The organism is Pelagibacterium mangrovi (genome assembly GCF_036662815.1).
Classification (GTDB): domain Bacteria; phylum Pseudomonadota; class Alphaproteobacteria; order Rhizobiales; family Devosiaceae; genus Pelagibacterium; species Pelagibacterium mangrovi.
This window is the reverse complement of record NZ_JBAFXA010000010.1, coordinates 92,509-115,568: the sequence shown is the minus strand read 5'-3', so window position 1 is coordinate 115,568 and position 23,060 is coordinate 92,509. Positions and strand designations below refer to the sequence as shown.

The 23,060-nt window shown below is 64.3% G+C and carries 17 protein-coding genes; 5 read left to right on the top strand and 12 right to left on the bottom strand.

Annotated elements, in window-relative coordinates:
* Positions 1 to 74: 74 nt before the first annotated feature.
* Positions 75 to 593, bottom strand: a complete 519-nt coding sequence (locus V4T21_RS17215; protein WP_332719148.1) for a GNAT family N-acetyltransferase — start codon at positions 591 to 593, stop codon at positions 75 to 77.
* An 11-nt stretch (positions 594 to 604) separates the two neighbouring features.
* A complete protein-coding gene (locus tag V4T21_RS17210; protein ID WP_332719146.1) occupies positions 605 to 1,369 on the bottom strand; it encodes an alpha/beta hydrolase in 765 nt (254 codons plus the stop codon).
* A gap of 226 nt (positions 1,370 to 1,595) precedes the next feature.
* Between V4T21_RS17210 and infC the strand changes: the two genes are divergently transcribed.
* The 3 genes from infC to V4T21_RS17195 all read left to right on the top strand — a co-directional run bounded on the left by infC (position 1,596) and on the right by V4T21_RS17195 (position 7,026).
* Positions 1,596 to 2,132, top strand: coding sequence for a translation initiation factor IF-3 (gene infC / locus V4T21_RS17205; protein WP_332719290.1), 537 nt, complete (start codon positions 1,596 to 1,598; stop codon positions 2,130 to 2,132).
* Between the two features lie 235 nt (positions 2,133 to 2,367).
* Complete coding sequence (locus tag V4T21_RS17200) at positions 2,368 to 4,590, top strand: methyl-accepting chemotaxis protein (RefSeq protein WP_332719144.1); 2,223 nt, start codon at positions 2,368 to 2,370, stop codon at positions 4,588 to 4,590.
* A 150-nt stretch (positions 4,591 to 4,740) separates the two neighbouring features.
* Positions 4,741 to 7,026, top strand: a complete 2,286-nt coding sequence (locus tag V4T21_RS17195; protein WP_332719142.1) for a methyl-accepting chemotaxis protein — start codon at positions 4,741 to 4,743, stop codon at positions 7,024 to 7,026.
* A gap of 38 nt (positions 7,027 to 7,064) precedes the next feature.
* On the opposite strand, the gene V4T21_RS17190 is transcribed toward V4T21_RS17195, so the two are convergent.
* From V4T21_RS17190 to V4T21_RS17175, 4 genes are all read right to left on the bottom strand, one after another.
* Complete coding sequence (locus tag V4T21_RS17190) at positions 7,065 to 7,934, bottom strand: hypothetical protein (protein ID WP_332719140.1); 870 nt, start codon at positions 7,932 to 7,934, stop codon at positions 7,065 to 7,067.
* 369 nt (positions 7,935 to 8,303) lie between these two features.
* A complete protein-coding gene (locus tag V4T21_RS17185; RefSeq protein ID WP_332719138.1) occupies positions 8,304 to 12,653 on the bottom strand; it encodes a translocation/assembly module TamB domain-containing protein in 4,350 nt (1,449 codons plus the stop codon).
* Positions 12,650 to 14,557 carry an autotransporter assembly complex protein TamA gene (locus tag V4T21_RS17180; protein WP_332719135.1) on the bottom strand — a complete coding sequence of 636 codons (1,908 nt, stop codon included), beginning with the start codon at positions 14,555 to 14,557 and terminating at the stop codon, positions 12,650 to 12,652. The genes V4T21_RS17185 and V4T21_RS17180 overlap by 4 nt, the downstream gene beginning before the upstream one ends.
* Positions 14,558 to 14,709: 152 nt before the next feature.
* Positions 14,710 to 15,618 (bottom strand): transglycosylase SLT domain-containing protein, encoded by a 909-nt coding sequence (locus V4T21_RS17175; protein ID WP_332719133.1) that lies wholly within the window; start codon positions 15,616 to 15,618, stop codon positions 14,710 to 14,712.
* A 141-nt stretch (positions 15,619 to 15,759) separates the two neighbouring features.
* Between V4T21_RS17175 and V4T21_RS17170 the strand changes: the two genes are divergently transcribed.
* Positions 15,760 to 16,431, top strand: a complete 672-nt coding sequence (locus tag V4T21_RS17170; protein WP_332719130.1) for an RluA family pseudouridine synthase — start codon at positions 15,760 to 15,762, stop codon at positions 16,429 to 16,431.
* A 3-nt stretch (positions 16,432 to 16,434) separates the two neighbouring features.
* On the opposite strand, the gene V4T21_RS17165 is transcribed toward V4T21_RS17170, so the two are convergent.
* The 5 genes from V4T21_RS17165 to ectA form a co-directional block, all read right to left on the bottom strand.
* Positions 16,435 to 17,883, bottom strand: coding sequence for an aspartate kinase (locus tag V4T21_RS17165; RefSeq protein WP_332719128.1), 1,449 nt, complete (start codon positions 17,881 to 17,883; stop codon positions 16,435 to 16,437).
* 13 nt (positions 17,884 to 17,896) lie between these two features.
* Positions 17,897 to 18,823: an ectoine hydroxylase gene (gene thpD, locus V4T21_RS17160; protein WP_332719126.1), complete on the bottom strand. Its 927-nt coding sequence runs from the start codon at positions 18,821 to 18,823 to the stop codon at positions 17,897 to 17,899.
* 97 nt (positions 18,824 to 18,920) lie between these two features.
* A complete protein-coding gene (locus tag V4T21_RS17155; RefSeq protein ID WP_332719124.1) occupies positions 18,921 to 19,322 on the bottom strand; it encodes an ectoine synthase in 402 nt (133 codons plus the stop codon).
* Between the two features lie 18 nt (positions 19,323 to 19,340).
* The gene (ectB, locus tag V4T21_RS17150) at positions 19,341 to 20,624 is read right to left on the bottom strand and encodes a diaminobutyrate--2-oxoglutarate transaminase (protein ID WP_332719122.1); all 1,284 of its coding nucleotides are present in this window, start codon (positions 20,622 to 20,624) and stop codon (positions 19,341 to 19,343) included.
* A gap of 72 nt (positions 20,625 to 20,696) precedes the next feature.
* Positions 20,697 to 21,257 (bottom strand): diaminobutyrate acetyltransferase, encoded by a 561-nt coding sequence (gene ectA / locus V4T21_RS17145; RefSeq protein WP_332719120.1) that lies wholly within the window; start codon positions 21,255 to 21,257, stop codon positions 20,697 to 20,699.
* Between the two features lie 237 nt (positions 21,258 to 21,494).
* On the opposite strand from ectA, the gene V4T21_RS17140 reads away from it, so the two are divergent.
* A complete protein-coding gene (locus V4T21_RS17140; RefSeq protein ID WP_332719119.1) occupies positions 21,495 to 22,046 on the top strand; it encodes a MarR family winged helix-turn-helix transcriptional regulator in 552 nt (183 codons plus the stop codon).
* Positions 22,047 to 22,051: 5 nt separating this feature from the next.
* Here V4T21_RS17140 and trhO read toward each other — a convergent pair whose 3' ends face one another.
* Entirely contained in the window at positions 22,052 to 23,059 is a 1,008-nt protein-coding gene (gene trhO / locus V4T21_RS17135) for an oxygen-dependent tRNA uridine(34) hydroxylase TrhO (protein WP_332719117.1), read from the bottom strand.
* Between the last annotated feature and the right edge of the window lies 1 nt (position 23,060).

Sequence of the window (23,060 nt, the reverse complement as noted above, 5' to 3'; positions counted from 1 at the left end):
CTTCCCCCTCGACTTTTGAATCACTCCCTGTTTCTGGATGCGCGTTCGGCATCCATCCGTCAACTTTAGAGTATTCAATAGCCGCGCGGAGGCGCCGGGTCGTCGTTGAGCAGCAGTACCATATTGACCTGATCGAGCCAGCGGCCATGTTTGAACCCGGCCTGGGGCAGGCGCCCGGCGAGCGAAAACCCGAGCCGTTGATGCAGGGCGATCGAGTTTTCGTTCCGCGCGTCGATCACCGCCACCATCAGATGGAACCCCTTGGCCCTGGCGTCGTCGATGAGCGCACCCATCAGCGCCTTGCCCGCGCCCTTTCCTTGCGCGTCTTCGCGCAGATAGACCGAATGCTCCACCGTCTTGCGATAGCCGGGCTTGGAGCGATAGGTGCCGTAGCTCGCATGGCCAAGGATCATGCCGTCCTGTTCGGCGACAAGCACCGCAAAGCCATTGGCGTTGCGCTCGTTGAGCCAGGCCTTGCGGTCCGCGAGGGTTTCTTCGGTCTCGGTCCAGATCGCATCGAGCCGGCGGATCGCATCGTTGTGGATTTCGAGAATCTGGGGAAGATCGTCTTGGGTGGCGGGACGGATGTTCATCGCCCGACGTCCTAGATCAGCGCCAGGATCGTGCGGCGCAGCAGATCGAGATCGGCATCGCGCGACAGGCGGTGGTCGCCATCGGGGATGAGGGTGAAGGTCACCGGATCGGATACCAGATGGCTCACGAGCTTGAGCGCATGGGCGGGGGGAACGTCGGTATCCTTGCCGCCCTGAAGCACCGCCACGGGACAATGGGTGCGGATCGGAGCGCCGAACAGCAGATGATTGTCGTCATCCTCGATCAGCCCGCGCGTCAGCACATAGGGCTCGTCCGAATAATCGGAAGCCTGCTCCACCCGGCCCTTTTCCCAAAGGTCGAGCAGTTCGGCGTCCGTGAAGGTCTCGCGCATCAGGTCGCGCGTCATGTCGGTGGCCGGCGCTATCAGCACCATGGCCTTGACGTTGGTGTTTCCACGCTGGCGCAACGCGCGATTGAGCAGCAGCGCCAGCCAGCCGCCCATGGAGGACCCGATAACGATCTGCTCGCCTTCGGTCGTCTCGAACACGGCAAGCGCTTCCTCGAGCCAGCGGCTGATCGTGCCTTCGAGAAATTGCCCCCCCGAAACCCCGTGGCCCGAATAGTCGAACCGGGTGACCGCCAGTTCCCGTTCGGCGCCAAGTGCATCGAGCGCCTGGGCCTTGGACCCCATCATGTCGGATCTGAAACCGCCGAGCCAGAAAAGGCCCGGGCGATTCCCCGCACGGCGCAGCATGGCGATCTCGCGGGCATCGCCACCAGCGCCCACGGTCATCGATTGGGTAGTTTCGATCATTGAAATTTCGCCTCGGCCAACCATATTGAGCATGTAACCGCTGGGCCGGGCCGCCGCAAGCGGCACCGAGCCTGTGACCGGTTTGTCACCGGAGCAAACCAGCCGCGTCCGCGCACCGGTTTGCCTGTTGACTTTGACCCCGATTGCCAAGATTTTAGGCAGGCGCACGCTCTCGTTAGCGGGGGCGAGGCGCAGCTATGGGAAATCACTGAAAGGAAATATTACCATTCGTCGTCCGATGAGACCCGTGCAGCCCCAGAAGGATGGGCCGCGCTCCAACCAAGATATCAACGTTCCCGAAGTCCAGCTGATCAATGCCGAAGGGGAGAATGTCGGCGTCGTGCGCACCAGCGAAGCCATCGCCATGGCTCTTGATGCCGGTATGGACCTTGTCGAAATCGCCCCCAATTCCACGCCGCCGGTGTGCAAGATTCTCGATCTGGGCAAGTACAAATACGCCGCCCAGAAGAAGGCCGCCGACGCGCGCAAGAAGCAGAAGGTGATCGAGGTCAAGGAGATCAAGCTCCGGCCCAATATCGACACCCATGACTATGACGTGAAGATGCGCTCGGTGGAAAAGTTCATCGGCGAAGGCGACAAGGTAAAGGTCACCATGCGTTTCCGGGGGCGTGAAATGGCGCACCAGGAAATCGGGCTCGAACTGCTCAACAAGGTCAAGGACCAGTTCGACGAGATCGCCAAGGTCGAATCCAACCCGCGCTCCGAAGGGCGTCAGATGGTGATGGTGCTCGCCCCGCGCTGAGCCCAGGCACAAATGGCAGAAAGCTTCAAAGGTGGTCGCAAGGCCACCTTTTGTTTTGTCACAAAATCCGGCCGCCTTTTTTGCAAATTGTTCGCAATGGTGCCGCGCACCCCGCAGATAGCCTGCCTTCGAAATTTTATGACGTCGCGATGACATCGCTATTGGGTTTGCGTTAACCCGTGCCCGCTAAACGACCGGCAACATTGTGCTTTTGGCCACCAGAAGGGGCTCGTTGATGCTGGGTATGCGCAGTTCGGTCGCCAATCGGGTCTATGCCGCGTTCGGCGCGATCATCGGGCTCATGGTCTGTTTGCTGCTTGTTGCCGTCACCGGCATGCAATCGACCCGATCCAGCCTCGAGAGCTATGGCCAGGCGACGGGCCGCGCGACGGTGGCCAGCGAAGTTCTCGACCGTCTGGCGACGGCGCGGCTGGCCTTTGCCCTTTACGACCGAACCCGCGCGCCCGAGGATGCCGCTGCCGTCGAACAAGCGCTTGGCGGGCTGCGGACCGAGGAGACCGGTGAGGGCGTCGATCTTTTCCGCCAATACGCCGAGCAGACGGCAACGATCCTCGACAGCGATGCGGCGACCAGCGCAGCGCAGGCCGAAATGGAACGGCTGGGCGATGCGGCAACCGCCACGCTGGGCGATCTGATCGCCCAGACCTCGCAATCGGCCAATCTCAACGCGCGCGCCGCCGCCATTTCGGGGCTGGCCATGCAGCACATCCTCACGGCCCGCCTTGCGGCGACCGGTCTCGATGAAGCCCAGGCCGACACCGGGTTCGCCGCCGCGTCCGAAGCCGCCCAGGCAGCGCTGGCGACGCTTGCCGACCTGCGCTCCACATTCTTTCGCACCGAGGACGTCGCCCGGGTCGATGAGACGATAGCGGCGACTCAGGCCTATCTCGGCCAGCTCGATATCGTCCACGAGGCTCTTTCCCAGCGCATGATGGACCGCGCCGAACACGAGCGGATCGACGTGGCGCTGGCCGGGGACTATTCGGCCATCGTCACCGACGCCGCAGCGCTTCAAACGGCGGCGGGAGCCGACGCGCAATCGCAGGCGGCGGGCACCCAATGGCTGGCCGTCGTCCTGGGAGGCGGCATCGTCTTCCTCTCGGCGGGGCTGGCCATCGCCATGGCGCGCTGGATTTCCCGCTCGGTGCGTCGCACCGCCCAGACCATGGAAACCATTGCCGGGGGCGATCTCGACAGTGAGATCGAAAACGCCAGCCAGGCCACCGAATTCCGGCAGATGACCGCAGCGCTTGTCGTCTTCCGCGACAATGGCCGCGCCATGCGCGACATGGACCTACAGACCGAAGCGGCTCGCCGCCAGGAGGCGGAGGTCAACGCCCAGCGCCAGACCCTGCAGGCCGATATCCAGCGTGTCGTCGCCGCCGCTTCGGACGGGGATTTCTCGGCGCGGATCGATCGCGATTTCGGACGGGCCGATCTCGACGCGCTGGCCGGCTCGGTCAATGCGCTGGTCGAAACCGTCGATCGGGGGATCGGGGAAACCGGCGCCGTGCTCAACGCCCTGGCGGCCGACGATCTCTCCGCCCGCATGCAGGGCCAGTATCGCGGCGCGTTCGAGGGGCTCAAGACCGATACCAACGCGCTGGCCGACCGGTTCGCCGCCATTGTGGGGCGGATGCAGGCGAGCGCCGGCGCGCTCAAATCGGCAACCCGCGAAATCCTTTCCGGCTCCCATGATCTTTCGGCGCGCACCGCGCGTCAGGCCGCAACCATCGAGGAAACGGCCGCATCCATGGAACAGCTCGCGGCAACCGTGGGCAACAATGCCCGCCGGGCCGAGGAGGTCGCCACCTCCGCCACCTCCGCCGCCGCCATGGCGGGCGAAAGCGAAACGGTGATGATAAAGGCCACCGACGCCATGGGGCGCATCACGCGGTCGTCCGACCAGATCGCCACGATCGTCAAGCTCATCGACGACATCGCCTTCCAGACCAATCTTCTGGCGCTCAACGCCTCGGTGGAAGCGGCGCGGGCCGGGGAGGCGGGCAAGGGCTTTGCCGTCGTCGCCGTCGAAGTGCGCCGGCTGGCTCAATCGGCGGCGGGGGCGAGCGCCGAAATCAAGCAGCTGATCGAGCAATCGGCCCGCGAAGTCGGTGATGGCTCCAAGCTCGTGGGTGAGGCCGCGCGCCGGCTCGCCGCTATCATGACGATGGTCACCGAAAACGCATCGACCATGACCGACATGTCCTCGGCCAGTCGCGACCAGGCCGACGCCATCGAGGCGGTTTCGGCGGCGGTGCGCGAACTCGACGTCATCACCCAGCAGAACGCCGCGCTGGTCGAGGAAACCAACGCGGCCGTGGCCCAGACCGATTCCCAGGCGCGCGATCTCGACGCCATCGTGGACTCGTTCCGCCTCGAAGCTGCGCCCGAAATGGAACCGGATATGCCCCTGGTAGTGGCCCGCGCGGGGTGATTGGTCACAAAGTCTGCCGCTATTTTGGGCAAATGATGCTACTGGCCCCGAAATAATCAGAAATGACGGCTTGGTCCGCTTGGAATTGAGTGTTCCTTAAACATTGCGGCTCCCTACTGCCTCAGTCTTGAGGGGGACCAGGGGGCATCCATGCTGTCGAAATTGAGCGTCGCTCAGCGCATCTACGCTTCGTTCGGGGCGATGATCGCGTTGTTGGCGGCTATTGTGGCGTTCGCCTATTTCGGGGTGAGCGCCGTATCGCAGACCTTTTCCGATTACCGTGCGGCGGCGCGCCAGACGGTGGCGATCTCCGGCTTTGTCGAGCAGCTTTCGGCGGCCCGGCTGGCCGATCTCGATTATCGGCTGGAAACCTCCGCCGAAAAGGCTCAGTCCCTGGCCCGGGCGATCGCCAGCCTGCAGGCCCAGGACGCCGAGACCATGGCGCTCTTTACCGCCGATCCCCAAACCAGCGCCGCGATCGGCGAATTTGCCGCCTCCGCCCAAGCCTACCAGACAGCTTTTGAGCACATGACCCAATTGCAATCGCGGATCGATGCGACGGTCGTCGACCTGCGGGCTGTCGGCGATGCACTGCGTGAGGACGCGACGGCGGCATTGCGGGCGGTGAGCGGCAATTTCAACGCGACAGGGGCGGCTGGGTTCGGGGTGCAATCGAGTATCCTCACCCAGTTCGAGGTGGAGCAATTCCTCCTCACTGCCGATCCGGCCCGGCTCGAACTCGCCGCCGAGAACGCGGAGTTTGCCAAGCAGAATTTGCAGGCCCTGCACGATGCGGTGATTTCCAACTCCCAGAAAGCCACGGCCAACCGCATGATGGAAGGCCTCGACGCCTATATGGCCCACGCCAACGCGGCCGCGGAAGCCGTCCTTGCGCGCAACGCCGTCATGGCTGGCGAACTCGACGTGCTCGGCCCCCAGATGCAGCAGGCCTTTGGCGATATGTTCGCCTCGGTCCAGGCGCGTCAGGACGCCCTGGGCCCCACTGGCGCCGCGCTCGCCGAGACCACGCTGGGTGTGGTGCTGGTGGCCGGGCTCGCCGCGCTTGTGGTGGGCACGCTTCTGGCCGTGATCATCGGGCGGGGGTTGTCGGGCACCATAAAGGCCATCGCGGCCCGCATGCGTCAGCTTGCCGATGGCGATCTCGATCTCGACCTCGACGACCGCCAGCGCCACGAAATCGGCCAGATGGTCGATGCGCTGACCGTCTTCCGCGACAATGGCCGGGCCATGCGCGCCATGGACGCCGAAAAGGCCGAGGCCGCGGCGCGCGAGGCCCATGAACACCGGATGCGCGCCGATCTGCAGGCCAATGTCCGCGAGGTCGTCTCGGCGGCCGTTTCGGGCGATTTTTCGCGGCGCATCGACGCCCGCTATGACGACCCCGAGCTGGCCGGCTTCGCCCGCAGCGTCAATCAGGTCATGGAAACGGTGGATCGCGGGCTGTCAGAAACCGGAGCTGTGCTCTCGGCCATGGCCGCCGCCGATCTCTCCATGCGGGTCGAAGGCGATTACGAGGGCGCCTTTGCGCGGCTCAAGACCGACACCAACGCCATGGCCGAGACCTTCGCCGATATCGTGGGCCGGCTCAAACACACCTCGCTGGCGCTCAAGCAGGCGACCGGGGAAATCCTTTCGGGCGCCGCCGAACTTTCCGGGCGCACCGCGCGGCAGGCGGCGACCATCGAGGAAACCTCCGCGTCTATGGAGCAGCTCGCAACCACGGTCGGCGACAATGCGCGGCAGGCCGGTGACGCGCTGGCCAAGACCCGCGCCACCGCCGATCTCGCCCAGAAGGGCGGGGCGGTGATGGGCGAGGCCGATGCCGCCATGGAGCGGATCACCACGTCCTCTGCCAAGGTTTCCGACATCATCAAGATGATCGACGACATCGCCTTCCAGACCAACCTTCTGGCCCTCAACGCCTCGGTGGAAGCGGCGCGGGCCGGAGAGGCGGGCAATGGTTTTGCCGTGGTCGCGGTCGAAGTGCGCCGGCTCGCCCAAAGCGCGGCGGGCGCCTCATCGGAGGTCAAGACGCTGATCGAACAAAGCGCGCGCGAAGTGGACAGCGGATCCAAACTGGTCGCCCAGGCCGCCGAAACATTGCGCGACATCCGCGAGGCGGTGATCGAGAATTCGGAGATCATGCACACCATATCGGCGGCAAGCCAGGAACAGGCGACCGCTATTGCGGAGGTCTCCGCCGCCGTGCGCCAGCTCGACGAAATGACCCAGCACAACGCGGCGCTGGTCGAAGAGACCAATGCCACCATTGCCCAGACCGACGGTCAGGTGACCGCGCTCGACGGTATCGTCGCGAGCTTCAGGCTGACTGCGGATGCCCTGGGCGATGACCAGATGGCCTGGCACCAGGACGAGCCGGCCTCGGAAGGCGTGGCCTATCGAGCGGCAGTGTAAGAAAAAGCCCCGCCGAAAAGGGCGGGGCTTTGCTTGAGTCAGGCCAGGGGCCGGTCGCGCCGGACGAAGAAGGCGACGACCGTCTGCTTGTCGCGATGATTGCCGCCGGCCGCGGCCGCGAACCAGGCACCCGCTGCACCGACGGCCAGGGCCGCCGCCGTGATGAAGGCGACCAGAATGCCCACGCGCGAAGCCTGTTCCGCCGCCTCGGCAATATCCTGCTGCACAGCTTCGGCGCGCGCGACCACATCGTCGATCCGCGCCTGGGCTTCCTCGGGGGCAAGGCCGGTGCGGGCCGCGACCAGTTCGGCAAGATAGGCGCGGTCATCCTCGGAGATGCCCTCGCCGGTAACCCCGGCAACGATGATCCGTCCGGCTTCGGCGCGCAGCGCCTCGTCGTCGGCCTGTGCGGCATCGCCCCCACGGAACAGCACGTCCACGCTGGCCGCGAAGGGGTCTTCGGGCACGGCCTGTTCGAGCACCGGGCCCGCCGCCGCGCCAGCCGCCGAGCTTGCGCCCTGGGCGAGGCCGCCCAGCCCACCGAGCGCCAGCAAGGCGCTGAACACCACGGCGGTGGCCCAGACCAAGAGGCCATGAAAGCCGTCGCGGATGTCGGATTCATGCTCGGTCGCATCGAAATTGCGACGCCGCATGCGTCCGGTGATGTATCCCCCGATCATGAAGGCGGACACCTGCACCCACACCACCCAGATGGCCAGAGTGATGGCGATCCAGAACAGCGAGACGCCCTCGCGCCCGAAGGGATTGGTGAGGCTGAGCCCGATCGCCGAGCCGAAGGTCAGCATGACCAGCGAAATCGCCGCCGCCGCAACCGCGCCGGCCAGGATCGCCGGCCAATCGACATAGGAAGAAGTGTCCGCCGCGCGGACTGCAGGTTCGACGTTCATCGCGAGCCCTCCCGTTTGGTCCGGCTCAAGCGAGGCCGATGAAGGACAGGATGGCCATGACGACCACGACGAGACCGACCAGATAGATGATGGAATTCATTTTGAAATACTCCGTATCTGCCCCAAGGGACGGGCGATGAGATGGGATTTGGAAAAGGCTCGAGGCGGAGCGCCGTCAAAGCACGAAGATGAGCAACAAGATGATGAGCGGCAACGGAATGCCGATCATCCAGAGCAGCAAGCCCTTGAACATGAACCTATCCTTCTGCCGCCTGGCGGCGTCTTGCCTAAAGGTGCAGGAATAAGGCTCTGTGGGGGCTGAAAGTTCCCATCTGAAACGCCCCGAGGGCCGGCCGCTCTCTTGGGGGGTTAATAATCCTGCTCGTAGAAGACGCCGAGCGAGGAATTGCCATTGGCGCTGGTGCCCGCGCGGGCCCGCAGGGAATCGGTCACTTCGAGATCGATGGTGACCCGGCTCTCGCCCGCTCCCGCCTCGACGCCCAGGTAGATGTTGTCATCGATATAGGCACCGGCGCGCACCGCCGCATTGCCTTCCTGGTCGGTGACGATGTCCAGATCGTCCAGTCCCGCCGCTTCGCGCAGCGAGCCCAGCAGCGAACCCGAGCCGCTGCCGCCGCCGGCCAGCTCGGCCGCCGCGGCGGCAAGCTGAGCGAGCTGCAATGGCGAGAGTTCGCCCACGCTGCGATCGAAGATCAGGCGCGAGAGCACTTCGTCCTGGGGCAGCATCGGATCGGACGTGAAGGTCACCTCGGGGGCCGAGGCGCGGCCCGAAACCGTGACGATCACCGTAATCTCATTGCCTTCGGTGCGCGCGACGAGATTGATGAAGGGGTCCATGTCACCGATCAGCGTCACCGAGCCTTCGTCGAAATCGATGCGCTGGCCGAGGATCGAGAGCCGGCCACGGATCAGCTCCAAACCGCCCACCGGCTGGATATCAGCGATGGTGCCGCCCAATTGCACGGTGCCGCCCACCTCCGCATCGAGCCCGCGCCCACGGATGAACACCTGGTTGGGCGCCGATATGGTGAGGTCGAGGGCAAGTGGGCGGCTCGGTGTCGTCGTGCTCGAGGCGCGTTCATCGATCCGCGCCCGGGCCAGTGTCGCCGCCACCGGAGAGGGTGGGCGCACATGGTCGACGTCGATGATGCCCGACGCACCCCCAAAACCGTCGGGGACGGTGATGTCGGCGCGGTCGATGTCGATATTGCCGCTGAGCCTGCCGCCGTTGGCGATGGGCCCGGCAAGCCGGATGGCGCCGTTGACCGTCGCCACCACCAGATAGCCATCGGCATAGCGCGCCTGGTTGAAATTGATGCCGATATCGGACGTCAGCCCTGCATCGAGCCCCACAAAGCCCGAGGCGGAAACCGAGCCGCCGGTCGCAAGATTGGCGGTCAGGGAATTGATCGTCGCACGCTCGGCCGAAAGCGTCGCGCTGCCGGTGATCCCCACCAGCCGCAACGCGAGCGCGGGATCGATATATTCGCCATTGGCCACCGAAACCGTGCCGCCGAATTGCGGATTGTCCAGCCGGCCGGTGATCCGGGCGTTGAAGGTCGCGTTGCCCGAAACCTGCCCACCCCGGTCCGCGACGAAACGATTGGCGAGCGAGAGCGGCGCCGAACCGTCGATGGCGAGGTTGAGCCCCGAGCCCGAAAGCGGAATCGTACCCTGCGCCGTGGCATTGAGACCGCCCGAACCGGCGGCCCGCGCCTGGGCGAGTGTCACCGTGCCTTCGGCGAAGCTGCCCTGGGCGGAAAGGGAAAGCGGGGCGATCCCGAATTCGGAGATCGCGGCGGCATTGATGCCGCTCGCCTCGACAGTGAAGCGCGCATTGGGATCGCTCGCCGCACCTGAAATCTGCGCATTGCCCGAAACCGTGCCCGCCAGCCCCAGATCGGGGACGATGGTGTTGGCGATATTGAGCGGCAGGGCGGTGATGACCAGATCGATGTCGAGATTTTCGCCGGCGCTGCCCGTTGCCGAAATCCGACCCGAGCCCACGGCAAGTTCGATCCCCGAAAACGAGACGGCGTCGCTCGCGACGGTCAATTCGGCCGGCCGGGCGAGGGAGGCCGAAAGCTGGCCCTGCGCCAGCCGGAAGCTGTCGAGCGCCACGCGATAGCCGTCGTCGATGGGTTCGAGCAACCCTGCGACATTAATGCCGGTGCCGCCATTGAGCGCCGCATTGCCGGAAAAGCGCGTAATCTGTTCGCTGGCCGAGGCGGTGAGGTCGAGGGTTTCGATCGTCGTCCCGGCTGCTACGATTTGACTTCCGGTCACCGATCCGTCGATCACCGGCACTCCGAACAGACCGGCGACAGTCGCCTGCGCTTCGGCATTACCCACGGTGATATCGCCAAACACCACGCCATCGAGCGCTGCCGTAACCTCGGCGCTCTGGGTCTCGCCCGAGCGGGTGAGGATGATGTCGGCATTGGCTGCCCCGCTCGCCTCGACCAGGGCCAGAGCGGCAGCGGTTTCGATGCTGGGGGCGTCGAGCGTCAGCCGCCCCTCCAGCAATCCGTCGGCATAGCGGGTGAGGTTGCCGGCCAGCGTTGTGCCGGGCGCCTCGAAGGCGATGTCGGAGAGGATCAGCCGTTCGGCCGAATTGTCGATGCCGCTGGCCAGCGTGATGCGGAAACCGTCGAGCGAGGCCGAACCGGCCAGCGTTCCCACCAACCCATCGGCGTTGGATGTGCCGTCGAAACCGATATTGGCGTTGCGCAGCGAGCGCCCCGCCAGCGTGCCCTCGGCGATATCGGCATCGGCGACCAGCGTGATCGTGCCCTCGCTGCCCTGGGCGGTGCCGGTGACGACCAGCCGCCCGCTGGCCTCCTCGTTGATCAGCGCGAGATCGGCGAGCGAGGCGTCGAAAGCGAAATCGGCGGTGCCGGTCGCATAGGTGCCGTCGGCAACAAGCTCGACCTGTTCGTTGGCGATGCGGAAATCGGTGGCCTCAAGCCCGGTTTCCGTGCGCGCGACGCGGCCGGAAAGATCGACGGTGCCGGCCAGAAGATTGTCGGCCGCCTCTTCGCCCACACCCAGATCGGTGCCCGTGCCATCGAGCGTCAGGTCGAACCCGCCGATCAGCGGCGACAGCGTGCCACTGGCCGCCAGCGTCACCGCGCCCGAAAGGTCGCGTCCGGCAAGACCGGAGAAGGGCGCGATCGATTGGGTCGAAAGGTTGATGTCGCCGGTAAAGACCGCGTCGGCGATCTGGCCGGCCAGTTCGAGCTCGAGCGCTTCGGCGGCCAAAAGCAATTGCGCCAGCGTGATCGGCTGGCCCGCTTCCCACAGCCCGGCAACGCCGAGCCCGATCGAGGTGCCGAGCGCCTGGGAAACCTCTTCGGACGAAGAAACAACGCCATCGAGCGTGCCGTCGCCATTGAAGGTGACACGCCGATTGTCTGGATCGTCGAGATCGGCCGCGACGCCCGATGCGTTGAGAACCAGGCTATCGGCGCCGAAATCGGGCGTCTCGAACCCGAGGATTTCCAACTGCCCGCTCCAGTCCTCGCCCCCGTCCGTGCCGTAATCGACGACGAAGCGGGCGCTGTCGAGCAGCGTCGAGGCGCCGGGCACGGGCAGCACCACCTTGGCGTCCTCGGCATTGTCGATCTCGCCGGTGACGTCGAGCCTGTTCAAAAAGCCGTCGGGGGTGGTCGCCGCATTGGCGAAAAGCGACAGCGATCCGCCGGTCAGCGACAGATCGGAAATTTCGAACCCGCCGGCGTCGCGCATCAGCGCATTGAGCGAGAGCGCGGTGTTGGCGCCGAAAAAATCCCCATAGACGGCCGGCAGGATTTCGGCCAGCGGACCCTGGAGATCGGCGGCGATGGCAAGGCCCTCGGCGCCCTGGTTGAGCGTGCCGGTGCCCGAAAGGATACGGCTGCCGCCGGCATCGAACGTCAATTCGACCCCGAGGTCTTCGATCTGCCCAGCCCCGGCCAGTCCCAGCTCGATTTCCGGACGGCCCTCGATATTGAGCAGATTGGCGATGATGCCGTTCTCGGGTTCGACGAGATTGAGGTCGAGATCGATCTCCCGCGTCTGGTTGGCATATTGCAGCGCAAGGTCCATCCCGCCGCCGGGGCCGTCGAGCCGTTCGATGTCCAATTGCGCATCGATAGCGCCCCCTTCGAGGGTCATCGCGCCGGCGAGCGAGATTTCCGATCCCAGCCCGAACACGTCTTCCCCGAACCGCACCGAAGGGATCGAGAGGCTTTCGAGGATGACCGCAACGGGAAATTCGGGAACGCTGAACCCGCCTGCTTCGGGCGAGGGTACGTCAGGCTGCTCGGTGGAGACGGGATTGCGGATATAGGCGATCGAATCGGCGGAAAGCGACTGGATTTCCAGTCGCCCGAACAGCAGGGCGCCCTGGTTCCAGTTGAGCGCGGCGTTCTCGATGATCAGCCAGATGCCCTCGGTGTCCGAAATGGTGATCTGGTCGATCGAGGCGTTCGACGAGAGCGCGCCATTGATGCCGTTGAGACGGATCTGCCGGTCGGGAGAGGAAATCTGATCTTCGACCAGTTGCACCAGAAACGAGCGTTGCTCTGTTTCGTTGAGCTGGGTGGCGCGCGCCAGGATATCCATCAGGCTGTCGCCCTCGGCCGGCTCCTGCGCTATGGCCAATTGCGGCCAGGCGAGCGCGAAAACAGCGATAGCGATGGAAGCAAGGCGCCTCAAAACGATTGTCCTATCCCCACATAGAGCGCGTAATCGGGATCATCGTCGCCCTTGTTCAAAGGAAGCGCCAGATCGAGCCGCAGCGGCCCGAGCGCCGTGTAATAGCGGATGCCAACCCCCGCGCCGAGCTTGAGTTCCCCGATATCGGGGAAGGTGTCGGCAGCCACATAGCCGCCATCGACGAAGGCGACGCCGCCGAACTGGTCGTTGAACCTCATCCGCGCTTCGAGCGAGCCTTCGAGCAGGTAACGGCCGCCGGTGGTATTGCCCAAGCCGTCATCGACCCCGATCGAGCGATAGGCATATCCGCGCACCGATCCGCCGCCGCCGGCAAAGAACAGAAGGTCAGGCGGAATTTCCGAAAGCGAGGGCCCGGCCAGCGCGCCGGCCCGCACCCGGGCGGCGAGCACGAAATTGTCGTCTTCCCCGAAGCCGAAATAAGTCCGGCCTTCGAGCGTCGCGCGCACTATGGTGTTCTGGTATTCGAACTCGTAAAGGGGGTCGAGCGTGCCCTCGACATAGAATCCCTCGGTGGGGTCGAGGTCGGAATCGCGGCTGTCGAACACCCCGCGCCCGTAGAGCCCGGCGGTCGTGAAGGTGCGGTTGCCGAAGGTTTCGTCATCCTCGAAATAGGAATGCTGGAACTGTACGCCCACGCCGCCCGAAATGGTGTCGGTGAAGAGCTGTTCGAGCCCCACCCGCCCTTGGATCGAATTTTCGGTATAGAGCGGCAGCACCGAGCGCTCGGCGCTGATCGAGGCGACGAGATCGGTATCGGGCGTCAGGATCCCCGGCTTGGTGAAGGTGCCCCCGAAGGCGTAGTCGAATTCCTCGGTTTCGATCGGCCAGCTGATGCCGGCGACGCGGGCGTCGAGCCGTAGCCGTTCAGCCTGCCCGAAAAGGTTGCGGTGCAGCCAATAGCCCTCGACGCCCAGCCCGTCGAGCGTGCCGAAACTCGCGCCCACCCCGAACCGGCGCAGCGCCTGCTCCTGAACGATGATCTGATAGGGCAGCAGCCCGTTGGAGGGCACCTGTTCTGCCGCTTCGATGCGCAGCGAACGGAAGACCCCCAGCCGGTTGAGACGCTCGCGCGCCAGGTCCAGATCGTCCGGATCGGTTTCGGCGCCCTGCACCAGGCCCGTCTGGCGCACGATGAAATCGGGGTCCATGCGCTCGGTGCCCTGCACCCCGATCGGGCCGACCGCTGCGTAGGCGCCCGGATCGACGGTGATCGAAACTTCGAGCGTGCGGCTGGGGTGATCGGCCACCACGTCGCGCGAGGCGATGGACGCCTTGGGATACCCCAATTGCCGCCAGGCTTCGACGAGCCGTTGCTCGGTCTGCGCGACGATGGTCGCCCGCGCCACTTCCCCGGTCACGAACCCGATATCCTCGGGCGGTTCGACTTCGTCTTCGTCGAGCACCGGGCCGGGTGCGCGGTTGGCGATACGCAAGGCTCCGAAGGTAAATTGCGGGCCGGGATCGATGGTGACCACGATATCGACAGGTTCGGGCAGGGCCGCGTCGGGCGGGATCGAGGCGGCTTCGCGTCCACCCACCAGGATCGAGATCGCCCCGCCGTAATAGCCCAGATTGTAGAGCGCGCCGGTCAGGCGGGCATAGTCGCCGCGAGCCTTGGCCAACAGCCCCGCCACGCCCGAGGCGGACTGTTCGCGGTCGCCCCAGAGGTTGGATGCCCCGCGCAGGGCGCCATCGAGCTCGCCCTCGGTTCCGGTTTCAAATGTCAGCGTATAGGTGCGCGGATCGGCGATCACCGCTTCGGCATCTTCGGCGTCCGATCCGAAGAACTGGACGCCGAACAGCTCGAACCCCGAAGCGGGGAAGGCCAGCATGGTGCCGGCGAAGAGGAGGGCAAGAAACCTATGGCGTTTGTCGGCTTTCACGGTTGGTACGCAGTCCACACTATCCATTCCGTCGGGCCGGAGCTCTAGGGCTCCAATTTGAACCAAAGCCTAGCACACCGATGCCTAATGAAAACCCTCGCGGACGCGTTTGCGGTGCGATTGTGGCCCGATTGCCGCAGGTGAGGCCGCGCTCAGCGGGTCGTCGCCTGCGCATCCAGCAGCGCGAAGGTGCTGGCCACCAGATCGATGGATGGACGCAATTCGCCCACCACCTCTTCCGCCATTTCGCTCGAGGCTTCCGCCAGCGCCAGCGTCACTTCGGGCTCGTCGGTCGGGGTCTCTGCCAGCGCAAGCGCTACTTCTGCCTCGTCCTCCTGCAAGGGGGCCGCGGGCTGGGGCCGCGCAGGAACCGTCGATGGAGCCTGGGCGGCGGCAATGGCGACAAGCGCTTCATTGGGTTCTGACGTCACTTCAGGCTCGCCTTCCAGCCCCATCGGGCGGGCAGGGGGCAAAAAGCCGAGCGGCGCGATGGCGGCGGTCTCTTCGATGGCGGCGACCTGGATGGGATCAACGGCGGGAGCGGCCTCTGCCGGCGCCGGCGTAACCGCTGCCACGACGGGCGCTCCGAACTGGGGCGGGGTGGGCGCGGCAGGGGTCGCGGGGCCGGGGCGCAACCCGGTCTCTTCGAGCAGGCCCGCAGCCTTGGCCTCGTAATAATACCCCTTGGCGTAAAGCTGCACCGCCCGGTCATGGCTGCCATTGGCCAAAAGCCAGGCGCCACGCAGATATTTGACGGCGAATATGAGATTGGTTTCCGCGTTGAGCAGATCGGTGGGCTGGCCCCTGAACCCCATGGTGCGGGCGGTGGCCGGCAGGATCTGCATCAGCCCGTAATAGGGCCCGTTGCGGGCGGAGGGGTTGAACGTGCTCTCGCGGTTGATCACCCGCCGCACGAGTTCGAGCGGCACGCCGTAATACTGGGCATAATATTGGGCAAGAACTTCGATCTCGCCACGGCTGTGGCTCTGCGCATTGGCAGGCGTGAACGAGCACCCGATGACGAGTGCGGCAAACAGCGCGATCAGCCGTTTTGCAAGCATGAGACCCGAAAGAAATGTTGACCCTGACCTGTGCCCTTAGCACACCGATCACAATAATGGGAGCGCTTGTGGCGAAATCGGGGCCAGAGCGTGGCGAAGGCGAAACTTTCCTGTTCGCCCCAATGCTGATAGAGCACGCCCATGCTCGATCCGATGCCCAAGACCTTCGACTACCACCCGCCGCGCGACCCCTGGCTGGACATCATCCACGAGGATGAGGATATCGTCGTCTTCAACAAGCCCTCCGGCCTTCTGAGCGTTCCGGGCAAGGACCCGGCGCTGTTCGACAGCCTCCAGAGCCGGGCGCTGGAACGCTTTCCGGGCGCGGGCACCATCCACCGGCTCGACAAAGACACCTCCGGCATCATCGTCATGGCCCGGCACAAGCCCGCCCATGGCCATATCGGCAAGCAGTTCGAATACCGGCAGACCACCAAGCTCTATATCGCCCGCGTCTGGGGCGAGATGGCCGAGGACGAGGGGCTGATCGACCTGCCGCTGGCCACCGATTGGGAGAACAAGCCCCGTCAGGAGGTCAATCACGAGCGCGGCCGGCCCGCCCAGAGCCGCTGGCGGGTGATCGCCCGCGAAAACGGGGTGACGCGCGTGGCGCTCACCCCCATCACCGGACGCACCCACCAATTGCGCGTGCATTTGAAGGAAATCGGCCACCCGATTCTGGGCGATCCGTTCTACGCGACCGGCGAAGCGCTCGGCGCCGCCGACCGGCTCCAACTCCACGCCGCCGAACTGGGCTTCCGGCACCCGAACGGCGGCGAACCGGTGGTGTTCCGCTCCGAGCCGCCGTTCTGAGGACTACGCCGCCCGCTTGACCGGCGCGGCTTGGACCGATTCGCTTTCCACCAATCCCCGATGGAGCGCGATCACCGCCTTGTCGAAATCGTCTTCGGCGACCAGCACCTGCAGATCGACTTTGCGCACCATGTCGGTCATGCCAAGGGGCTCGATCCCCGCTGCATCGAGCGCGGCGATGGCGCGGGGCAGGATTTTGGCGCCCCGCAGATCGCGTCCGATGGCCGAGACCATGGCGAGCTTGCGCAGCGTCGTGGTCGCGGTCGGAAACGCTTCGGCCAGATCGGTCTCGACCCGCTTGATCGCCTTCATCGACCCCTTGAGGTAATGGGTGATGGTGTTGGCGTTCGAGGTTTTGGAAATGATCCACACCTTGTGCCGGGTCAGCGCTTCGAGGATTTTGGCGTCATAGCCTTTCACCCCCACCATGTCCTGATCGTAGAATTCGAGCGCGAACACGCCCTTGAGCCCCGTGACGATCTCGGCCCCCGGCGTCTTGGGCTTAAGCTCGCCCATGATCACGGTGCCCGGATGATCGGGCTCGAACGCATTGGTCACCCGCAGCGGAATCCCCGCCTGGCGCAGCGATTTGGCCGCGCGCGGGTGAATCGCTTCCATCCCCATGTTGGAAAGCTGGTCGGCCACGTCGTAATTGGTTTCCCCGATCACCTGCACCTTGTCGGCGCCCACCAGCTTGGGATCGGCCGAGGAGAGGTGGAATTCCTTGTGGATGATTGCCTCGCTTGCCCCGGTCACCACGGCGACGCGTGACAGCGTCACCTCCGAATAGCCCCGGTCATAGGTCTTCATGAGCTGTTCGGCGCACTGGGCGTAACCGGTGACGATCGGCAATTCGCGGCCCAGATCGATCCCCTCGAATTGCCGCGCGATATGGGCGTCGAGCGGCAATTCGCCGTCCTGCCGCCAGCCGGTCAGATCGACGAACCGCGCATTGACGCCGTGCTGGTTGAGCAGCAGGGCGGTGTTGAACGCCGATTGCGCCTCGCCCAGTGCCGAAAGCATTTCGCGCACCGTCAGGAGATGGGCTTCGAGCTGGAAATGGCCGAACGAACAGAGCCGCGAAAGATCGATGAGGCAGGAGCGCACGCCCTCTATCCGCTCGCGGATGAATTTGTCGGCTTCGGCGCGGGGTGCCGGATCGGTGAAAATCTCGGCGTTCTTTTGCACCATCCGCGCCGCGACGGATGTGAGCGCGTCGCCCCATTGCCAGCCGCTCTCGGCGCTCGCGAACAATCCATAGACCCCCGGCTCGCCCGATTTCTTGTGTTCGAGCAGCGCGTCGGTCATCCCGCCATAGGCCGAGACCACGAAGACGCGATTATAAAGCGCGTCCCCGGTCTTGTTGCCGATGAGTACGGTGTCGAGCAATTCATGGCTGCGCGACATGGACGTCCCGCCGATCTTTTCGACGGTATGGGATTTGGTGGTCAAATGTGGTCTCCGCCTATTGGATCGGGCCCGAAACAATCTCGATCGGGCTTTGCGGCTCGCGGTTGGACAGGAACGCCGGTCGGGGCTTTTGCGCCGCGAACGGCGCTTCGACCCGGTTGGACCAGGCGTTGTAGACAAAGAACGCGTTCGAGCGCGGGAAGGGCGTGATGTTGCCGTTCGAGCCATGCATGGTGTTGCACTCGAAAAGGATCACCGTGCCGGCCTTGCCCGATGCGTATTCGATGCCGAACTTGCGCGCCATCTCGGTCAGCGCGTCGGGGCTGGGCACGCCCACATCCTGCTTTTTGAGCGAAGATTTGTGGTTGTCCTCGGGCGTCTCGCCGGCGCAGGACACATAATGCTTGTGCGAGCCCGGCATCAGCATCAGCGGCCCGTTGAGCGCGTCATTGTCGGTCAGCAGCACTGAAGCGGAAATCGCCCGCATGCGCCCCATGCCGTCCTCGGCGTGCCAGGTTTCGAAATCGGAATGCCAGTAGAATTCCTTGCCGGTGAAGCCGGGCTTGTAGTTGAGCCGGCTCTGGTGGAGGTAAAGCTCATCGTCGAGCAGGAACCTTACCTTGCCGGCGATCCGCTCGTCGCGCGCCATGCGGTTGAACAGCGCGCTTTCGTCCTCGAGCCGGAAAATGGTCCGCACGGCGTCAGAGCCGGGTTCGGTCACGACATTGTCGGTTTCAAGCTCGATTTCGCCTGACCGCAGGCGGCGCGATTCTTCCTGAAGCCTTGCGACCTCGGCGGGCGAAAAGACATTCTTGAGGATCAAAAATCCGTTCTTGTCGAATTCTTCCGTCTGGGCGCGGGTCAGGGGCGCTTGCGGGCTCCACATGCCCCAGGTCACCGGGTCCTTGCGTTCGAGCCAGGTTTCCTCGGCAAGGCGGGTGGGATAGGCGTCCGATCGGGTGTGAACTGCAGAGAGTGTCATTGCTTCCTCTACTCCTTGGTTCGGGTGATAAGTCCTTGTTTTGTCGCGCTTCCGAACCGCAAAAGTGGTATCCACTTTTGCTGGAAGCGCTCCAGGCTCAGGCGCTTTGCTTGAAATCCTCGGCAGGCGCGTAGGAACCGTCCTCGCGGTGCACTTCGGTGCCGGTCACCGGCGGGTTGAAGCAGCAGGCCAGCACAAGTTCTTCGCGCGCCGTGAGACGATGGCGGTCGTTCTTGTCGAGCGCGTACATGACGCCGGGCTTGATCTGGTGGACCTTGCCGGTATCGAGCTCCTCGATCTCGCCATCGCCCGAGATGCAATAGACGCTCTCGAAATGGTGCTTGTAGTGGAACTCATGGCTGGTTCCCGTCGCGATGCGGGTGATGTGGAAGGAAAACCCCATATCGTCGCCGGCCAGAAGCAGGCGCGTGGAATCCCAGCCATCGGCCTTGACCAGCCGGTCGCCCTGGCGGGCGTCTTCGAGATCACGAACGATCATGTTCAAAAAATCCTTTCGTTATTCGGCGGCGGCGCGCGGCATGTCGCCGGCCAGGATCGCCTCGAAGGCGTCCTCGATGATGTCGAGCCCCTTGTCGAGCTTGGCGATGTCGATGGTCAGCGGGCAGAGCACCTTGACCACCTCGTCATTGCCGCCCGAGGTTTCGATGATGAGGCCCTTTTCAAAGCACCGCGCGCAGATGAGCGAAGCCATTTCGCCGTCTTCGGTGTTGATGCCCATCATCATGCCGCGTCCGCGCAGCGACAGCCCGTAACGGGCCGCAATGGCGCCCAGGCGCGTGGTGAGATGTTCGCCCTTGGCCTTGACGGTCTTGGCGAAAGAATCGTCGCGCCAGAATTTTTCCAGCGCCACGCGGGCGGTGACGAAGGCGTGGTTGTTGCCCCGGAACGTGCCGTTGTGCTCTGCCGGCTTCCAGATGTCGTGCTCGGGCTTGATCAGCGTCAGCGCCAGGGGCAGCCCCATGCCCGAGAGCGATTTGGCTTGCGTGATGATATCGGGGGAAAGCCCGAATTCCTCGAAGGAAAAGAACGTCCCAGTCCGCCCACATCCGGCCTGGATATCGTCGAGGATCAAAAGCGCGCCGTGCTTTCTGGCGATCGCCTCGATCTTTTTCAGCCACTCGGGCGAGGCCGCGTTGAGCCCGCCTTCGCCCTGCACGGGTTCCACGAGGATAGCGGCGGGCGCATCGATGCCGCCCGAGGGGTCGTCGAGCATCTGGTCGAGCATATCGGCGGTGTCGATATCGGGACCGAAATAGCCCTCGAACGGGGCGCGATAAACGCCGTTAAGATCGATGCCCCCGCCATTGCGCTTACCAGCGTTGCCCGTCGCGGCCAACGCGCCCAGCGTCATGCCGTGAAACCCGTTGGTAAAGGCGATGACATTGGTGCGGCCCGTCACCTTGCGGGCGAGCTTGAGCGCCGCTTCCACCGCATTGGCCCCGGTCGGGCCGGTGAACATCAGCCGGTAATCCATGCCGCGCGGCTTGAGGACGATCTCCTCATAGGCGGTAAGGAATTTTTCCTTGGCGTCGGTGAACATGTCCAGCCCGTGGGCGATGCCGTCCGAAGTGACGTATTCAACCAGCGCCGCCTGCATGTCAGAGTCGTTGTGGCCGTAATTGAGCGAGGAGCAGCCGGCGAGAAAATCGATATATTCCCGTCCGTCCTCCCCGAAGATCGACGCGCCCTTGGCGGCGGAAAAGAGCTTGGGAAAGCTGCGCGAATAGGAGCGCACCTGGCTTTCCATGCGGTCGAAAGTGGCGAGTTTGTCGGCTGTCATCGTGCCCTGTCTCCTTTGTGGGACGGCAGAAATGGGAATGAGGGGAGAACGGATGGTCATTGGTGACGACCCCTAGGCCGCCGAGCGGACCGGCAGCGCTTCGCGCTCGAACGGGCCGATGGTGACGAGGAATTCGGTCTCGTGCTTGCCGGCGAAGTGATCGTCGCGCTTGAAATGGGGCTGACGCGCCAGATCGGCGTCCAGCGTCTCGGCCACCGAGCCGAACAGCGCCCATGAAGGCTTGTTATCGCTCGTGATGGTCGATTGTATCCTGCGCACATCGGCACAGATGCGCCGGGCGAGCACCGCATTGATCAGCCGCTTGGCAAGGCCCCTGCCGCGCGCCTTCTCGGCCACACACACCTGCCAGACGAAATAGGTGTCGGAATGTTCGGGCGGGATATAGCCCGAAAGCCAGCCCACGATCTCCCCATCCATTTCGGCGATCGCACAGGTGGATGCGAAATGGCTGCACTGGAGCAGGTTACAATACATCGAATTGTCGTCGAGCGTCGCCGTATCGGCCACCAATTGCCAGACGGCGGCGCCGTCTTCGCGCCTCGGGCTGCGAATCGCGACGGCCGGGCGCGGGCCTTTATCCGGATCGGTGTTGCTCGCTGCGGCGAGTTCCATCTTGAATGCCTCCGTTTCCGTTGGTCGAGATAGTTAGGTCAATCAAACTAATTGTCAACCGGCGTAAAGTGACCGCGAAGCGCCAAATTCCGCTGAAATCCCGACGTACTCTACGTTTCGAGTGCAAAATAAAATTTTGAGAAATGAATCGAAATCAGGAGAAATGGTTGCGTAAGGCAAAGTTCATTTGTATGATCTAAGTGATTTAATCGCCTGTGGGCCGGAGGAGGCTTGGGAGTGGGGGCAAGCGAAGGTAAGACGATGGACGACCTCTCGCTGGAGCCAGACCGCGCCGTGCAAGCCCCGACCAAGACAGCGTTATCGGCGTTGCGCAAAATTCTGCGCAAGACCGAGCTCAACTCCAAGGCCCTGATGCGCGAAACCGGGCTCACCCCGTCGCAACTCGTCTTCATGCAGCTTTTGGACGATGGCACCGAGCACACCGCCGGCTCGGTGGCCGCCCGGATGGGCATCACCCAGGCCACCACCACGGCGCTGATCCACAAGCTCGAGGCCCTGGAGATGGTCGCCCGCCGCAAGGGGCAAACCGACCGGCGGCAGGTCTGGCTCAGCCTCACCGGCAAGGGTCGCAAGGTGCTCGATATTGCACCCGACGGCGCCCACGCCCAGTTTCACGCCGAGTTCTCGCAACTGGCCGAATGGGAACAGCTCATGCTGATCGCCGCGCTTGAGCGGGTCGCAGACATGCTGGGCACCGAGGATGAGGCGGCCGCCGCCGTCCTCACGTCCGATCCCATACTCGCGCCCCGTATCGAACCGGAATCCTGAGCGGGTCAGCTGGCCGTATTCTTGGCCCTGTCGGCCTCACGCTTGGCTTTACTCGCCAGCCGCCGTTTTTCGGCGATCGCCTTGGCGTCTTCCCCCAGATGCGCCTCGCCCCGCTCGGCGGCCAATTCCATCTGCCGCTGCCGCTCGGCTGCCGCCGCGCGTTTGGCTGCATTTTCTTCACCGGCGCAATGATGGCACTGCACGCCCTCGATGAATTCGGCCCGTTCCCGGTCGGCCGGGGTCAGCGGCTGGCGGCAGGCCCGGCACAATTGCGCGTCCCCGATCCTGAGGCCGTGGCCCACCGAAACCCGCTCGTCGAAAACGAAGCACTCGCCCTGCCAGCGGCTTTGCTCCTGCGGCATTTTTTCGAGATAGTTGAGGATGCCGCCCTTCAAATGAAACACCTCCTCGAACCCCTGCGCCAGCATGTAGGACGAGGCTTTCTCGCACCGAATCCCCCCGGTGCAGAACATGGCGACCGTCTTGTGCCGGGCGGGATCGAGCTCGGAGGTGACGTAATCCTTGAACTCTGTAAAGCTCGTGGTCTGGGGATCTTTAGCGTTTTCAAACGTCCCCAGCGCCACTTCGTAGTCATTGCGCGTATCGATGACGATCACGTCCTCGCGCGCGATCAATTCGTTCCAGTCCTCGGGCGCCACATAGGTGCCCACCTGTTTCCCCGGATTGGCCTCGGGGGCCTTGAGCGTCACGATCTCGGTTTTGAGCCGCACCTTCATGCGGTGGAAGGGCTGGCTGCCGGCGTGGGAATATTTGATCTCGGCGCCCCGGAAGCGTCCGCCGAAGATGTTGCCGTCCTCCAGCCACGCCACCAGTGCCCCAATCGCCTCGGCGCTGCCCGCCACCGTGCCGTTGATCCCCTCGGGCGCCAAAAGCAGCGTTCCCCTGATGCCGTGCGTGCAGCAGAACTCGGCCAGAGGCGCCTTGAGGTCGGCGAAATCGGGCTGGTCGACGAATTTGTAAAGGGCGACGATGGTGATGGCAGGTTCGGTCATG

Coding starts and splice junctions, on each gene's coding strand:
- V4T21_RS17215 (WP_332719148.1), bottom strand. CDS start 593: ATGAACATCCGTCCCGCCACCCAAGACGATCTTCCCCAGATTCTCGAA.
- thpD (WP_332719126.1), bottom strand. CDS start 18,823: ATGACACTCTCTGCAGTTCACACCCGATCGGACGCCTATCCCACCCGC.
- V4T21_RS17200 (WP_332719144.1), top strand. CDS start 2,368: ATGCTGGGTATGCGCAGTTCGGTCGCCAATCGGGTCTATGCCGCGTTC.
- trhO (WP_332719117.1), bottom strand. CDS start 23,059: ATGACCGAACCTGCCATCACCATCGTCGCCCTTTACAAATTCGTCGAC.
- ectB (WP_332719122.1), bottom strand. CDS start 20,624: ATGACAGCCGACAAACTCGCCACTTTCGACCGCATGGAAAGCCAGGTG.
- V4T21_RS17155 (WP_332719124.1), bottom strand. CDS start 19,322: ATGATCGTTCGTGATCTCGAAGACGCCCGCCAGGGCGACCGGCTGGTC.
- V4T21_RS17210 (WP_332719146.1), bottom strand. CDS start 1,369: ATGATCGAAACTACCCAATCGATGACCGTGGGCGCTGGTGGCGATGCC.
- V4T21_RS17195 (WP_332719142.1), top strand. CDS start 4,741: ATGCTGTCGAAATTGAGCGTCGCTCAGCGCATCTACGCTTCGTTCGGG.
- V4T21_RS17175 (WP_332719133.1), bottom strand. CDS start 15,618: ATGCTTGCAAAACGGCTGATCGCGCTGTTTGCCGCACTCGTCATCGGG.
- V4T21_RS17190 (WP_332719140.1), bottom strand. CDS start 7,934: ATGAACGTCGAACCTGCAGTCCGCGCGGCGGACACTTCTTCCTATGTC.
- V4T21_RS17170 (WP_332719130.1), top strand. CDS start 15,760: ATGCTCGATCCGATGCCCAAGACCTTCGACTACCACCCGCCGCGCGAC.
- ectA (WP_332719120.1), bottom strand. CDS start 21,257: ATGGAACTCGCCGCAGCGAGCAACACCGATCCGGATAAAGGCCCGCGC.